The organism is Larsenimonas suaedae, assembly GCF_023712105.1.
Lineage (GTDB): Bacteria > Pseudomonadota > Gammaproteobacteria > Pseudomonadales > Halomonadaceae > Larsenimonas > Larsenimonas suaedae.
This window is the reverse complement of the sequence record NZ_JAMLJI010000004.1, coordinates 233023-247496: the sequence shown is the minus strand read 5'-3', so window position 1 is coordinate 247496 and position 14474 is coordinate 233023. Positions and strand designations below refer to the sequence as shown.

Genomic DNA, 14474 nt, shown 5'->3' with positions numbered 1-14474 from the left:
ATACGGACACTCATGCTCAAAGCGTGCCGGTGCGCGTTTCACGAAGGGTCAGTACCGCCAACAGGCTCACCAGCGCCATGACGCTGACGTAGCCACCCACCCAGCTCAAGCCACCGTGTGCCACCAAGAGCTCCGAGACCCAGGGCGCCACGGACGCGCCGAGAATGCCGGCCAGATTGTAGGCCGCCGAGGCCCCGGTGTAGCGCACACGGGTCGGAAACAGCTCCGGCAACAGCGCCCCCATCGGCGCGAAGATCAGTCCCATGGCGCCAAGCGACAGACATAGAAACGCAAGTGCCCCAACCGTGGTTCCGCTACCGAGCCAGGGCCCGAGCGACAGTCCGGAGGCAATGGTAATCAGCATTCCCGCGATCAATACCGGCTTGCGGCCAAGCCGGTCACAAAGCGCTGCGGAAATGGGCGTCATGATGGCCATGAACACCACCGCGATGCATAAAAGCCCAAGAAACGCCTGCTTGTCATAGCCAAGGCTTCGAGTGCCATAACTCAGCGCAAACACCGCACTGGTGTAAAAAAGCGCGTAGCACGCCACCATCGCAAACGTCCCTTGCAGCAGGGGACGCTTGTGATGCGCCATCACATCCATAAACGGAAGCCGGGGCTCGGCAGATGCCGAAGCACTGGCTTTGGTAAAGACGGCGGACTCACTCAGGCTCATTCGAACGAAGAGCCCGACCGCAACCAGCACGGCACTGAGCAGAAACGGCAGTCGCCAGCCCCAGTCCTTGAACGCCTCCTCGCCCAACATCACCAATAGCCCCCAGAACACACCATTGGCCAGCAGGAAACCTAACGACGGACCGAGCTGTGGGAACATCCCAAACCACGCCCGCTTGCCCTCGGGCGCGTTTTCAGTGGCAAGCAGCGCCGCACCGCCCCACTCGCCCCCAAGCCCAAGGCCCTGGCAAAACCGCAGCACACATAGGGCGAGCGGGGCCATGACGCCCCAATGGTCATACCCGGGCAGACAGCCAATCAGCGCCGTCGACCCGCCCATCAGCATGAGGCTTGCCACCAGTGTGGTCTTGCGCCCGAGCCGGTCACCGAAATGGCCAAAGATGAACGCTCCCAGCGGGCGCGCCAGAAACGCCAGCCCGAAACTCATGAACGCCGCCATCGATTGCGCGGCCTCGGAGGTCGCCGGAAAGAACATCGGGCCAATGACCAGCGCCGCGGCGATGCCGTAGATATAGAAATCGTAGAACTCGATCGTGGTCCCGATCAGGCTGGCGGCGACCACCTTTCCGGTCGAATTGACCGGCGCGCCGGTGGCCGCGGAGGCGCTGGAACATACAGACGTCATTGATACCCTCTCCTATGCCGGCGCCTTTCGCCCCCGGCGCTGACACGCGCAGACACTACTTGGCCATGCGCTTTTTTTAAAAAGATCCGAATCCAGTCGGGCCAGAACGACCTTGATCCGTGGTGTACGCCCGCCCCCGGATAAGCACTCAGTCACTACTCCACTTCAGTCACACTCAATCCGGCACGGGCGCGCTTTCCCAGGACTTGTTCCGCGAGCGCCCGGTAAGCGTGGTGCCGATGGACGCCGCCATGATGGCGCTGATGGCAAGCCATTGAACGAGCGTCAGGAACTCGGCCAGAAACAGAAGCCCCGACAAGGCCGCAAGCGCCGGCTCGAGACTCATCAGGGTACCGAACATGGTGGTCGGCAAGTGCCTGAGCGCGATGATCTCAAGGGCATAGGGCAGCGCCGTCGAAAGGAGCGCCACCATTGCCACCAGCGGCACAATGTTCCAGCTGAAGCCCTCGAAGCCACTTTGGGCAAGCCCGATCGGTGCGATCACAAGCGCGGCGATCGTCACCCCGATCGCTACGCCTTCGGCGCCGAAATCGGTGCCGACCTTCTGACCGAACCAGATGTAGATGCCCCAGCACGCCCCCGCCCCGAGCGCGAACGCCACCCCGAGCGGGTCGAGCGAGCCGTTCAGGCTGTCATGCGGCATCAAAAGCACGATGCCGCCAAGCGCCAGTGCCACCCACAAAAGATCCACGACCCGATGAGACTTGAGCGTCGCCACCGCCAGCGGCCCGGTAAACTCGAGCGCCACCGCGATGCCGAGCGGAATGCGGTCGATCGACTGATACAGCAGATAGTTCATGACACCCAGCGAAACACCGTAGACCGTCAGCAGCTTCCAGTCCCGCGCGCTCGGGCGCTTGCGCCAGGGCCTCAACACCAGCAACAGCAAAAGCGCCCCGGCAATCAAGCGACATGCGGTCGCCCCCGAGGCACCGACCATCGGAAACAGCTGCTTGGCAAGCGACGCCCCGCCCTGAATCGACATCATGGACACCATCAGCAAGCCGACCGGCCAAAGGGGAACGCGTTGTGCATGCATAAAATCGAACCTCGGTAAACGCTACGGAAAAGGGCCTCAGCCACGCCCTGTATTTAAGCGCACTGACGACCAGACCAGCATCGTATATTCGCCCCTGCTCATTGTTGTCTGCGCCATGTACGCGCGATCAACCGCTCTTTAACGCACCATCGACCGGTGCCGAACACAAAAAGGCCGCCCTGTGGGCGGCCGTTCAATCGATACCCTGGCGCTATGAATCGAGCTCGTCTCGAAGCGCGGCGATGGCCTTGACGTCCTCAGGGCCTGTGCGACAGCAGCCGCCGATCAGCCGGGCGCCGGCGCTCAGCCACAGCGGCACCAGCGCGGAAAACGCCGAACCGTCATGCGCGCAGTCGGCGTCATCGCTTCCGTGCCACTGCTTGGTTGTCGGGTCGTACTGCTCGCCGGAATTGGGGTAGACCACCAGCGGCGTGTCGGTGACGGACGCCATCGCGACCAGCAGCGGCTCGATGAACCGGAGTGCGGTGCAGTTGACGCCGGTCGCGACCACCTGAGGCTGACCGTTAAGAAACGCCGCGCACTCGGCAATCGGCGTGCCGTCGCTGATGTGCCGGTCATCCTTGGCTGAAAACGTGATCCAGGCCCGCGCCGCAGGAAACTCCGACAGCACGCGCACCAGCGCCCGCGCTTCCACTAATGACGGCAGCGTCTCGCAGGCAAACAGATCCGCGCCCGCCTCAACAAGCGCCTCGATTCGCGGACGATGAAACGCCACCAACGCGTCCTCGCCTACCGCGTAATCGCCTCGGTACTCCGAGCCGTCGGCCAGATAGGCGCCGTACGGGCCGATGGACGCCGCCACCAATGGGCGGGCGCGCGTTGAATCAGCCTGCTCGGCCCAGAACGCATCGCGCGCCTCAACGGCAAGCGCGACCGAGCGCTGGATCAGCGCGCGGGCCTCGTCATGGCTCATGCCGCGCGCCATGAACCCCTCGAACGTGGCCTGGTAGCTCGAGGTGATGGTGATGTCGGCACCGGCCTCGAAATACGAGCGATGCACCTTCGTGATCAACTCGGGCGCTTCAGACAGCACCCGCGCTGACCACAGGCTGTCGTTCAAATCGCAGCCGAGCCGCTCGAGCTCGGTGGCAAGCGCCCCATCCACTACCGCAAAGGGCGTCTCGGCCAGAAGCGTCTTGATCGGGTCAGTCATGGGGTCTCTCCTCAGGCTGCGCGTTGCCCGGTACCTCGGGCCGCGTCAGGTAATACATCAAATAACACAGGGCCACGAACGGCAGCCCGAAATAGAGCGCGACCCGCTGGGAGGGGTCGAAGGCGATGCCGATCAAGGACAGCGCGCAGAACCCGAACGCCAGCAGCGGCACCAGCGGGTACAGCGGCGCGCGATAGCCAAGGCGCGCCGGGTCATGACCGGCGGCGAGGTACTGGCGTCGAAACATGAACTGGCTGGCCGCGATCACCATCCACACTGCCACCACGGCAAAACCCGAGATCGACACCAGCGCGATGTAGACCGTATCCGGTGCGAACCGGCTCGACAGCAGCGAGAACAGCCCGCCGATCATGCTGAAAATGATGGCGTTCAACGGCACGCCGCCGCGGGTAACACGACCGAACATCTGCGGCAGCGTCTTCTGCTCGGCAAGCGACCACAGCATGCGCGAGGCCGCATAAAGTCCGGAATTGGCCGCCGACAAAAGTGCGGTGATGATGACGAAGTTCATGATGTCGGCCGCGTAGGGAATGCCGGTGCGCGAAAACACCGCGACAAACGGGCTTTCGAGCACACTGGCTTCCTGCCACGGCAACAGCGCGGCAATCACGATGATGGTGCCGACGAAAAAGATGATCAGCCGCCAGAGCGTTGCCTTGATCGCGCGCGGCACGTTCTTTTCAGGCTCGACGGTTTCCCCGGCGGCAATGCCGATCAGCTCGGTCCCCGAAAAGGCAAAGCTCACCGCAAGCATCGTCATCAGGATCGGCATGACGCCGGTCGGGAACCAGCCATCGGCGGTCAAATTGCTTAAAAGCGGCGCGCCGTGGCCTTGCGCGGCGGGCGTCAGCCCGAAGATGCCGGCGGCGCCGATCACGATGAACGCAAGCACCGTCAGCACCTTGATCAGGGAGAGCCAGAACTCGGTTTCAGCGAACACCCGCGAGGAAAAGGCGTTGAGTAAAAAAATGATGGCGGCAAACAGCGCGCTCCAGACCCATACCGGCACATCACTGAACCAGTGCTGCATCAAAAGCCCGGCGGCGGTGAACTCGGAGCCAAGCGCCACCGTCCAGGTCAGCCAGTAGAGCCAGGCCACGGTATAGCCGGTGCCCGGGCCGATGGTGCGGGTAGCGTACGTGTTGAACGAGCCGGTCTCGGGCATTTCGACGGCCAGCTCGCCAAGACACATCATGACCAGATAGACCACCAGCCCACCGATCAGATAGGCGATGATCGCCCCCAGCGGGCCTGCCTGATTGACCGTATACCCCGAACTCAGAAAGAGGCCGGTTCCGATCACGCCACCCAGCGAGAGCATGACCAGATGCCGGCTTTGCATCGTACGTTTGAAATCGTTGGAAGTTGCCTGTGATGACATGAGCCGTCCTATGTGAACTGAATCCGGGCTGACGCCCGGGCGGCGGATTGTAAAGTATTAACAACGCCGCTTCAGCCACTCGGGCTGCGATCAGGCTCATTCACGAAACCGGTGGGTTTCCTACTTGAGGCCGAGCCGACTCGCCAGACGGTGCAGATTGCCGCGATCAAGCCCGAGCCGACGCGCGGTTTCCGCCCAGTTGCCATCGCACTGGGTGTATACGGCATCGATGTGACGGCGCTGAAAATCATCGACGGCTTCGCGAAGCGGCTGGGCGGTTTCCTCGCGCGCAGGCGCCGGCACTGCCGCCGTGGCGCCGCCCAGGGCAAGATCGAGGTGATCGGCCGTGAGCGTCAGAACGTCTCCGGGCCGGGGCCGCGCCTTCAGGGTCGCCCGGCTTAACACGTGTTCGAGCTCGCGCACGTTACCGGGCCAGCAGTAATCCGCAAGCGCCGCCTCGGCGCCTGTGGAGAGGCGCAGATTTCGAAGCCCGAACCGGCTGCGATTTTCCTCCAGAAAGGTGCCGGCCAGCAGCAACACATCCTCTCCCCGGGCCCGAAGCGGCGGCACCACCAGCGGATACACGCACAGACGGTGATAGAGATCGGCCCGAAAACGCCCTTCGGCCACCTCGAGTTCGAGATCCCGGTTGGTGGCGGCGACCACCCGAACGCTGGTGGTGCGGGTGTGCTCACTGCCAAGCGGCTGATACTCGCCCTCCTGCAGCACGCGCAGGAGCTTGGGCTGAAGCGCCAGCGGCAGCTCCCCCACTTCATCGAGAAACAACGTGCCGCCATCGGCCAGCGCGAAGTGCCCGCGGCGAGAGGAAAACGCGCCGGAGAAGGCGCCCTTGACGTGGCCAAACAGCTCGCTTTCGATCAGCGACGGCGACAGCGCCGCACAGTTGAGCTTGATCAGGGGGCCATCGCGGCGCGGCGAGCGCGCGTGCACCTGGGTCGCGATGCGCTCCTTGCCGACCCCGGTCTCGCCCTGAATCAGAACACTCATCTCACTTTGGGCGACCAGCGCGATTTCATCATCGAGCTGGCGCATGACATTACTTCGCCAGGTGAGCGACTGCGCGGGCAGCCCCGCCCCGCTTCGATTCAATACATCCTTGAGCTGCGCCCGGGTCTGACGGGCACACAGCGCCATATCAAGGCTTGCCCCCAAAAGCCCGGCCATGGCCCCGAGTTCATCATAATCGATGCTATCGAACTGCCCGGCCTCGAGCGCATCAAGCGTCAGCATGCCGATCATGCGGCCCTGACCGCGAAGCGCCACGCCCATGCAGTCATGCACATGAAGCGCATCACCCTCGGTATTGATCAACCCATCGAACGGGTCAGGCGAGGGGTCGTCCGGGGCGAACCGGTGCACGCCCTCGGCCTTGGCAATCACGGCAAGCCGTGGATGGGCATCGAGCTGAAACGCCCGGCCGCGCACATCGCTTGGCAGCCCGCGCACGGCCACCGGCATCAGCGCGTTCCCCTCACGCACCATCAGGGTCGCGGCGTCGCCCGGATACTGCTTGAGCAGCGCATCGAGAAGCGGCTGCCAGGACGGCGTTTCATTACGCGCGAGCCGGTTCAAAAGGTTCTGGATCTCGAGATAAATCGTTGTCATTTAGACACCTGATGTCCATTCGACATCGCCAGGCGTTGTATAAAAAACAACATGGCGGCACTAAAGCTATTAAAAATCAAGGCGTTATACATTGGCACATTTATTGCTCCAACTAATGTACATCCTTCAAACGTCCGGAGACTGCCATGATCACCCTCGCTCAGCGCCAGATTATCGCCGACACCGCCCCCGTGGTCGCGCAGCATATCACCACCATCACCACCCGCTTCTACCCGATGATGTTCGCGCGCTACCCTGAAATCGCGCCGCTGTTCAATCCGCGCCATCAACAGACCGGCGCCCAGCCGCGCGCGCTGGGCAACTCCATCGTGTCGTATGTGATGAACTACGAGGACAACGAGGCCCTCGACGGCATTCTCGGCACCATCGCGCACAAGCACGCGGCCCTTCAGATAGAGCCGGAGCATTACCGCATCGTGGGTGAGTGCCTGCTCGAAACCGCAGGCGAGGTGCTGGGCGAGGCGTTCACGCCGGAGGTGGAAGACGCCTGGGGTGCGCTTTACTGGGCGATGGCCAATGACCTGATTGCTCGGGAAGAGCGGATCTATCACGACAACGACATCAAGCGCGGCGGCTGGCGGGGCTGGCGTCCGTTCGTGCTCAGCGAGCGCATCGAAGAAGATGAAGGCGTCGTGTCACTGCGCTTTACCCCCCACGATGACAAGCCGATTGCAGCGTTTGAGGCCGGCCAGTACCTCGGTCTTCGCCTGACGCTTGAAGGCACCCGGCTGTACCGCCAATACAGCCTGACCGGCCCGGTCGATGCACCCTACTACCAGATCACCGTTAAAAAAGAGAGCCTTGGCAAGGCGAGCCGTTATCTGGATGACGAGATGGCGGTGGGCGACACCCTGCATCTCTGCCCGCCGATTGGCCTTCTGACGCTTGATCGCCGTACGGCGCCGGTGGCACTGGTCAGTGCCGGTATCGGCCAGACACCGATGATTACCCTTGCCCGTCAGGCGCTCGCCCAGGGCCGGCAGGTGAGCTATCTCCACGGCGCGACCCACCCCGAGCACTGCCCGTTCAAAAACGAGCTCGAAGCACTTAAAACCCGCTACCCCGGTCAGCTCGAGGTGCACTACCGCTTCAGTCAGGCCCCCGACGGCGCGCCCGAAAAAGGCCACATCGACCGCTCAACGCTTTCTGACCTGTTGCCGCTGGCGGCGCAACCGACCTGTTACTTCACCGGCCCCAACGCCTTCATGATCGACGTCGAGCACACCCTCGATGCCCTCGGCGTGCCCGAGGCACGCCGCCACTACGAGTGCTTCGGCCCCTTGAACGATCAGACCACCTGATTCAGGCGCTCACGCGCGGCCTGCCCTTGCGTCAATGACGCGTTCGGGGGCGGGCCGCGCCGCGTCGTACCGGCATCACTTCCAAAAGCGCGGCGCCAACGACCAGCGCGCCGCCGATCATTTCCACCGCCCCCAGTGGCTCTCCGGCCCAGAGCGCGGCGGAAAACACGCCGACAATGACCTCGCTCATCAAAAGGATCGCCAGTCGCGCAGGCTCCAGATGCGTATTGGCCCACAACAGCACCGACAGCATCACCGCCCACCACACAACGCCAAGCAGTGCGACCCAGTACCAGCTTCCACCCCAGTCGACCGCCCCCAGCGCCGACACCGGCGCGCCCATCGTCAGGGCAAGCACCAGTGACATCGCCACCGCTCCGAGCGAGAACACGAAGGTCGAGGTCATCGCGCTCGGGACGCGACGAAGCTGCATGCCGATCGAGCACACCGCCCACATGAATCCGGAGGCCAGGCCGAACCAATCTCCGAGCGAGCGCGGCAGTGGAAGCGACTCGCCCCCGCTCAACACCAGAAGAAGGCCCGCCATGCCAAGCGCGATGACCGCGTAGCGAAGCCAGGGCGTCGGCCAGCCGAGCAGGCGACCGATCAGCGTGCTCCACACCGGGGTCAGGTAGAACATCAGGATGATGATGGCCACACGCCCGTAGCTCAGGCCAATGGAATAAAGCGCGAACCCCGCGCCCCCGAGCGCGATGACCAAAAGGGTTGAAAGCTGACTGTCCCTGAGCTCGCGCCAGCGCGTGAGCGCCACCGGCGAAAGCACCAGCGCCGACATCAAAACGATCAGGAGCGTGCCCCACGCGCCCTCGAGCACCGTGCCCTCGAGTGCGCGCACCGGCCACCAGTAAAGCCCCCAGAGGGCGCCGATCACTACCACAGCGACGCTCGCCAGCCGTTGACGCTCTCGCATAACGCGCATCCCCCATTATCGTCGGTCTCAAATCAAGCCGTTCAGCCTAGTCGAGCCACGCAGGGATTACGAAAACGTTCCGCACTCGGTCGTACACGCAGGCACTTGCGTCAGTACCAGGCGCTGATGCCGGCCACGACCGCGAACCGGTCAGCCTCGTCCCGGTCGCGCATGCGCCGGGTTTCACCGTAGGTGTTCTGCCAGCTGATGCCCACGTAGGGTGATACCTGCCGGGTAACGTCGTAGCCGAGCCTGAGGCCGGTCTCACTGGTGGTAATGCCCTGACCGATCTCGAGCTCATCCACGCGCTGGGCAGAGGCGTTGACTTCAAGACGGGGCGATAGCACCCAGCGCTGGGTAATCAGCCACTCATACTCGAGTTCGAGCCGCGCACTGGTGTCCCCGCGCTCGCTCACAAACAGCGACGCTTCGGTATCGATGCCGTACGGCGCCAGCCCCTGAAGCCCGAATACGCCATAGCTTCGGCTTGGATGGGGGTCGATGTCGTGACGCAGACCGACCTGAAGATCCCAGAAGTCGTCCCACATCCGGTTGTAAAGCGCCTGTACTTCGGCGTGATCCCGCTCGCCTGTGCGCCAATCGCCCTCGCCTTCGGTCTTGAGCCAGAGCTTGTGGCGGTCATTGCCCCACCAGGCCTCGGCGTCCCAAACGTAGGCCTCACTGTCGCCTGTGCCCTGATACTCGAGCCGGTCCAGCCGCACGGTGTGATAGGCCGCCTTGTCATCGACCGGCGGCGCCCAATGGGCAGGCGAGCCGCTTCGTGGGTCGGCGTGGGCCGGCACCACCTCATCGAGCGAGGCCTTGCCGGGCAGCGGCTGAGTGCGAGGCGCTGACTGGGCCTGGGCCTGCGTACCCACCCCAAGCGCCATGGCAAGCGACACAACGAGACACGTCCAACGACCGATCGACTCACGCATGAGCGCTCTCCTTATCAAGGACACGCACCACCCGGAACATGCCCATGTCCATGTGGTAAAGCAGATGACAGTGAAAGGCCCAGCGGCCCGGTTCATCGGCCGTGATCAACAGCGACACTCGAGCCGCCGGCCGTACGCTGATGGTGTGCTTGAGCGGCAGATGCGCGCCCTGATCGTTCTCGAGCGCCATGAACATGCCGTGCAGATGAATGGGGTGCTCCATCATGGTGTTATTGACCAGCACCAGACGCACCCGCTCGCCATAGACCAGATCGATCGGAGTCGAGTCGCTGTAGGCCACGCCATCGAACGACCACATGTAGCGCGTCATGTTGCCGGTCAGGTGCAGCTCGATGGTGCGGCTCGGCACGCGCTGGTCCTTGATCGGCACCGGGCGACGCAGTTCGCTGTAGCGCAGCACGCGGTGATCAAGCCCCTCGAGCCCGGTGCCCGGCTCATCGAGCCGATTGTCCATCGTGGCCGGCACCCGAATGTCGCCCGGAGACTCACTGCCGTGCCCGGCCGCCATCGCGTGTCCTTCATGACCGCTTTCTCCGCTGTGTTTGTCACGACCGTCATGGGCGCCATGCGCCATTGAGCCGTGGCCGGCCATGGCGTGGCCGCTCGACGCGTGCGATTCAGAAGGCACGTTTTTCCCGGACATGCTCTTCCCAGACATGCTCTTTCCGGCCATGTCATGCCCGGACATGGCCGCGCCGTTCATGTCCATACCCCCCATGTCCATATCGCCCATGTCCATGCCAGCCATGTTCATATCGGCCATCGTGCGCCGGGGCGGTGGACGAAGCGCCGGTACCGGGGCTCGCGCGCCAAGGCGCGGGGTCAGGGTGCCGACCGCGAAACCGGTGCGGTCCATGCTTTCGCACATCAACGTGTAGGGCCTCGCGTCGGGCGTTATGAGGACATCGAACGTTTCCGCCACCGCGATCTGGAACTCGTCGGTCTCGACCGGCGACACCGGCTGGCCGTCAGCCTCGATCACCGTCATCGCAAGCCCCGGAATACGGATATTGAAATAGGTCATGGCGGAGGCGTTGATGAATCGAAGCCGCACGGTCTCGCCCGGGGCGAACAGCCCTTCCCATGGCGAGGCCGGCGCGTGTCCGTTGAGCAGGTAGTCGTAGGTCATGGCGGTGACATCGGCGATATCACGCGGGGTCATGCGCATTTCGCCCCACATTCGCCGCTCCTCGAGCGTGGTCGACCACCCCTTGGTCGCCACGTCGTCGAAGAAATCACCGACCGTACGCTCATCGAGGTTGTAGTAATCGCTTTGCACCTTGAGCTTGGCCATGATTCGGTGCGGGTCTTCGAAGGTCCAGTCGTTCAGGACGATGACGAAATCCCGGTCGGCGGCGTAGGGGTCCGGCCCCGCCGGATGCACCACCAAGGGCCCGATCAGCCCTTTCTGTTCCTGCATGCCGGAGTGGCTGTGGTACCAGTAGGTGCCGGTCTGTCGTACCGGAAAATGCGCCTCGAACGTCGTGTTCGGCGCAACGCCCTCGAACGCCACACCCGGTACGCCATCCATCTGAAACGGCAGCAACAGGCCGTGCCAGTGAAGCGAGGTGGGCTGGTCAAGGTGGTTATGAACCCGAAGCCGCGCTGTATGCCCCTCCCACAGCTCGATCAGTGGTGAGGGGATGGCGTGATTGACGCTGTAGGCGCTGCCGCTGCGGTCACCGAGCCGGAAGGTATCCTTTCGGATATGGGCGTCAAAGACCACATCGCGTGGTCGCCCACCCTGAACACGCCCGAGGTGACCCGGCGCGACAGAGGCGGTCGCACCTCGCGCGGCGGCCGGCATCATGGCGCTCACGGCGCCAAACGCCCCCAGGGCGGCGAGTGCCTTGAGCAGTGCCCGGCGCTGTTGAAAGGCTTTATCCATCGTGATGACCCTCACCGTCGTGATGATTCTGGCTGATAGAGCACGATGTTACCCGGTCAAGCTGACAGCACCCTGAGTGGCTTACTCCAACACTATTCACTCCAACAATAGGTGCAGCGTGACTCGAAGCCCCCCAAGCGGTGAGGCGTCGAAGCGCACCTCGCCGCGATAGCGCTCGACCATCTGACGCAGGATCGAAAGCCCGAGGCCGTGGCCCGGGCGCTGCTCATCAAGACGTGTGCCGCGTGTGCCGAGCAGCGCTCGTTGATACGCGGGCACGCCCGGGCCGTCATCATCGATGATCACGCACTCGGGGCGGTCACTTGAGACAACGACCCGCGTGCGCGCCCACTTTGCGGCGTTGTCGAGCACGATACCCAGAAGCTCCATGGCGTCCTGCCGCTCCAGCGGCAGGTGGGTCAGCGCACTTATTTCCGGCTCGAAGCGAAGCTCAATGGCGGGGTAAAGCGTTGCAAGCAGCGCCTGCATGGCCTCGAGGTCTTCCGTACAAAGGCGCCGCTGACCGGTGGCCTGACCCGCGATTCGCGAGCGCTTGAGCTCATTGGTGAGCTGCTCATCGATGGCGTGCAGGCGGTGAAGGATCTGGCTGCGGCGCGTATCGCTCAGCGGTTTGCTGCTCTGAAGCGCCTGAATGATGGCCGCCAGCGGCGTCTTGAGACCATGAGACAGATTGGCCAGAAGCTCTCTGGAACGCGCCTGACGATAGCGCTGCTCCTCGACGAACTCGTTGAGCTGGCCGACGACCCCGTCAAGCTCGGAGACGGTCTTGAGCGACAGGGCCTCCCGCTCTCCGCGTCGCAGCGCCGCCAGCTGACGGGCGAGCGCATCCAACGGGCGCAGCGAGCGCTGCACGGCCAGAAGACTCAGCCCCAGAAGCACCACCGACACCAGCACCGCGATCACGCCAACCCAGCGGTGAAGCCGGGCAAGGCCGTGCTCGACCTGAGCGAAGTCCTCCGCCACCAGCACCGTGACCGGCTGACCGTCGACCTCGCCGCGCTCGCGCCAGGCCAGCAGGTGGCGCCCCTGCCACGTCAGATCGATGGTCTGACGCGCCGGCCCGTCCAGATAGGGCGCAAGCGGTGTACGCGCTGCGGGCGTCGAGGCAACCACCTGCTCACCGCGGCGCACCAGATAAACATGGTGAAAGGCATCAAGCCCAGGCCCGGCCGTGCCGCCAGAACGGTCGACAGGGCGAGCGCCGCGTTCCGCCTCGGCCAACAGGTGCTGGGCTTCCTGAGCGAGGCGCCCGGCCAGAAACTCACGGGCCGTACTCTGCAACAACATGCCATGGAGTACCCAGGTCAGCCCCATGATGACCACCGCCACCAGCGACAGACTGAGCATCAAGCGAAGGCGCAGGCTACGCGAGATTCGAATGAAGGACATACCCGACTCCTCGACGCGTCTCGATCCGGGCGCGTCCGACCCGGCCTCTAAGCCGCGCGACGTAGACCTCGATCATGTTGGGGCTCGAGACGTCCTGATCCAGGGCGTAGAGCTGGTCGAGCAGCTGCGTCTTGGAATGCACGCGGTCGGGGTAATGCATCAGAAAGCGCAACAGCCGGTACTCGGTCGCGGTCAATGTCTGCCAGTCACCGCCTGCCACACGAAGCCGCTTGAGCGCCTCATCGAGCTCGAGGTCGGCCACCACCAGTCTGGCGCTTGCCTGGCCGCTGGCGCGCCGAATCAGCGCCTGAAGGCGTGCCAGCAGTTCCGGCTCGTGAAAGGGCTTGGTCACGTAATCGTCGGCGCCGCCCTGAAGCCCCTTAACCTTGTCTTCCCAGCTGTCGCGGGCGGTAAGCGCCAGCACCGGCACCCGTCCATCGGCCGCTCGCCAGCGTTTGAGCATTGAAAGCCCCGACCCATCCGGCAGCCCCAGATCGAGCAGCACGGCAGCGTACTGCTCGGTGTCTGCCAGCGCGTCGGCGCTTTGACAGTCACTGGCCAGATCGACGCTGTAGCCTTCCTCACCCAGCCGTTCGGCCAGGCTTTCGGCCAGGAGCTCATCGTCTTCCACCAGCAATATCTTCATGGTTTTTCCGCCCGCATTGATGGCTGACAGTGTGACTGCTCAGACTGAAGAACAGCTGACCGACGTTTTCAGTCACCCCGATTGCCCGTACTATAGCGGCATCGCTTTTCAAGGACGTCATTGATGATCAAGGCTGCCAGCGCTCTGATGGCGCTTGTGATGTTGATTCAAACCGTGCCCGCCTGGGCCGTCGCCCAATCCGCTCTGGCCGAAAAGGCCCTCGACAAGGCCAAGGTCCTCGAGCAGCGCGCCGCACATTCCAGATCCGCCCCGGTGACGCTCACCAAGGCCGGCGCCGCCGCCATCGACCCCAAGGGCGATGCCCCACTCGAAGACCCCGTCAGCTGCCTCGCCCGATCGGTCTACTGGGAAGCCAAGGGCACCGATCGTAAAAACATGGCAGGCGTTGCAAGCGTGGTAATGAACCGGCTGAGCGATCAGGCTTTCCCGGACACCATCTGCGGCGTGGTTACACAAGGCTCAGAGACCGGTCGCTGCCAGTTTTCCTGGTGGTGCGACGGCCGACCGGATCAGGCCCGTGAACTCGGGGAATACATCGAGGCCCGCGAGATTGCGCGCCAGGCGCTCAACGGCGAGCTGGGCGACCCCACCCGGGGCGCGCTCTATTTCCACGACAAGCGCGTCTCCCCCTACTGGGCGGATCTCTTCACCAAGACCGCCGAAACCGGCTCATTCGAGTTCTATCGACCCGAGAAATGAATGACCACCCGG

Annotated in this window: 12 protein-coding genes; 2 read left to right on the top strand and 10 right to left on the bottom strand. The window is 63.7% G+C overall.

Going from position 1 to position 14474, the window contains the following annotated elements:
- Positions 1-16 precede the first annotated feature (16 nt).
- The 5 genes from NAT49_RS12810 to norR all read right to left on the bottom strand — a co-directional run bounded on the left by NAT49_RS12810 (position 17) and on the right by norR (position 6586).
- Positions 17-1324 carry an MFS transporter gene (locus NAT49_RS12810; protein ID WP_251594827.1) on the bottom strand — a complete coding sequence of 436 codons (1308 nt, stop codon included), beginning with the start codon at positions 1322-1324 and terminating at the stop codon, positions 17-19.
- Between the two features lie 175 nt (positions 1325-1499).
- Positions 1500-2384 (bottom strand): threonine/homoserine exporter RhtA, encoded by an 885-nt coding sequence (gene rhtA, locus NAT49_RS12805; protein WP_251594824.1) that lies wholly within the window; start codon positions 2382-2384, stop codon positions 1500-1502.
- Positions 2385-2595: 211 nt separating this feature from the next.
- Positions 2596-3558, bottom strand: a complete 963-nt coding sequence (mmuM, locus tag NAT49_RS12800) for a homocysteine S-methyltransferase (protein ID WP_251594822.1) — start codon at positions 3556-3558, stop codon at positions 2596-2598.
- Positions 3551-4960 carry an amino acid permease gene (locus NAT49_RS12795; protein WP_251594820.1) on the bottom strand — a complete coding sequence of 470 codons (1410 nt, stop codon included), beginning with the start codon at positions 4958-4960 and terminating at the stop codon, positions 3551-3553. The genes mmuM and NAT49_RS12795 overlap by 8 nt, the downstream gene beginning before the upstream one ends.
- 120 nt (positions 4961-5080) lie before the next feature.
- The gene (gene norR, locus NAT49_RS12790) at positions 5081-6586 is read right to left on the bottom strand and encodes a nitric oxide reductase transcriptional regulator NorR (protein ID WP_251594818.1); all 1506 of its coding nucleotides are present in this window, start codon (positions 6584-6586) and stop codon (positions 5081-5083) included.
- 146 nt (positions 6587-6732) lie between these two features.
- Between norR and NAT49_RS12785 the strand changes: the two genes are divergently transcribed.
- Positions 6733-7908, top strand: a complete 1176-nt coding sequence (locus tag NAT49_RS12785) for a globin domain-containing protein (RefSeq protein ID WP_251594816.1) — start codon at positions 6733-6735, stop codon at positions 7906-7908.
- Positions 7909-7939: 31 nt separating this feature from the next.
- Here NAT49_RS12785 and NAT49_RS12780 read toward each other — a convergent pair whose 3' ends face one another.
- The 5 genes from NAT49_RS12780 to NAT49_RS12760 all read right to left on the bottom strand — a co-directional run bounded on the left by NAT49_RS12780 (position 7940) and on the right by NAT49_RS12760 (position 13742).
- Positions 7940-8839: a DMT family transporter gene (locus tag NAT49_RS12780; protein WP_251594814.1), complete on the bottom strand. Its 900-nt coding sequence runs from the start codon at positions 8837-8839 to the stop codon at positions 7940-7942.
- Positions 8840-8949: 110 nt separating this feature from the next.
- Positions 8950-9777, bottom strand: a complete 828-nt coding sequence (locus tag NAT49_RS12775) for a copper resistance protein B (protein ID WP_251594812.1) — start codon at positions 9775-9777, stop codon at positions 8950-8952.
- Positions 9770-11686: a copper resistance system multicopper oxidase gene (locus NAT49_RS12770; RefSeq protein ID WP_251594810.1), complete on the bottom strand. Its 1917-nt coding sequence runs from the start codon at positions 11684-11686 to the stop codon at positions 9770-9772. The genes NAT49_RS12775 and NAT49_RS12770 overlap by 8 nt, the downstream gene beginning before the upstream one ends.
- A 96-nt stretch (positions 11687-11782) precedes the next feature.
- Positions 11783-13096, bottom strand: coding sequence for an ATP-binding protein (locus NAT49_RS12765; RefSeq protein ID WP_251594808.1), 1314 nt, complete (start codon positions 13094-13096; stop codon positions 11783-11785).
- On the bottom strand, positions 13071-13742 hold the full coding sequence (locus NAT49_RS12760) for a response regulator transcription factor (RefSeq protein ID WP_251594806.1): 672 nt from the start codon (positions 13740-13742) through the stop codon (positions 13071-13073). Before NAT49_RS12760 ends, NAT49_RS12765 begins: the two co-directional genes overlap by 26 nt.
- 123 nt (positions 13743-13865) lie before the next feature.
- Here NAT49_RS12760 and NAT49_RS12755 point away from each other — a divergent pair, with 123 nt between their 5' ends.
- Positions 13866-14462, top strand: coding sequence for a cell wall hydrolase (locus NAT49_RS12755; RefSeq protein ID WP_251594804.1), 597 nt, complete (start codon positions 13866-13868; stop codon positions 14460-14462).
- Positions 14463-14474: the final 12 nt, after the last annotated feature.

Coding starts and splice junctions, on each gene's coding strand:
- NAT49_RS12770 (WP_251594810.1), bottom strand. CDS start 11,686: ATGGATAAAGCCTTTCAACAGCGCCGGGCACTGCTCAAGGCACTCGCC.
- norR (WP_251594818.1), bottom strand. CDS start 6,586: ATGACAACGATTTATCTCGAGATCCAGAACCTTTTGAACCGGCTCGCG.
- NAT49_RS12795 (WP_251594820.1), bottom strand. CDS start 4,960: ATGTCATCACAGGCAACTTCCAACGATTTCAAACGTACGATGCAAAGC.
- NAT49_RS12765 (WP_251594808.1), bottom strand. CDS start 13,096: ATGTCCTTCATTCGAATCTCGCGTAGCCTGCGCCTTCGCTTGATGCTC.
- NAT49_RS12775 (WP_251594812.1), bottom strand. CDS start 9,777: ATGCGTGAGTCGATCGGTCGTTGGACGTGTCTCGTTGTGTCGCTTGCC.
- NAT49_RS12810 (WP_251594827.1), bottom strand. CDS start 1,324: ATGACGTCTGTATGTTCCAGCGCCTCCGCGGCCACCGGCGCGCCGGTC.
- NAT49_RS12780 (WP_251594814.1), bottom strand. CDS start 8,839: ATGCGAGAGCGTCAACGGCTGGCGAGCGTCGCTGTGGTAGTGATCGGC.
- rhtA (WP_251594824.1), bottom strand. CDS start 2,384: ATGCATGCACAACGCGTTCCCCTTTGGCCGGTCGGCTTGCTGATGGTG.
- NAT49_RS12785 (WP_251594816.1), top strand. CDS start 6,733: ATGATCACCCTCGCTCAGCGCCAGATTATCGCCGACACCGCCCCCGTG.
- NAT49_RS12760 (WP_251594806.1), bottom strand. CDS start 13,742: ATGAAGATATTGCTGGTGGAAGACGATGAGCTCCTGGCCGAAAGCCTG.
- mmuM (WP_251594822.1), bottom strand. CDS start 3,558: ATGACTGACCCGATCAAGACGCTTCTGGCCGAGACGCCCTTTGCGGTA.
- NAT49_RS12755 (WP_251594804.1), top strand. CDS start 13,866: ATGATCAAGGCTGCCAGCGCTCTGATGGCGCTTGTGATGTTGATTCAA.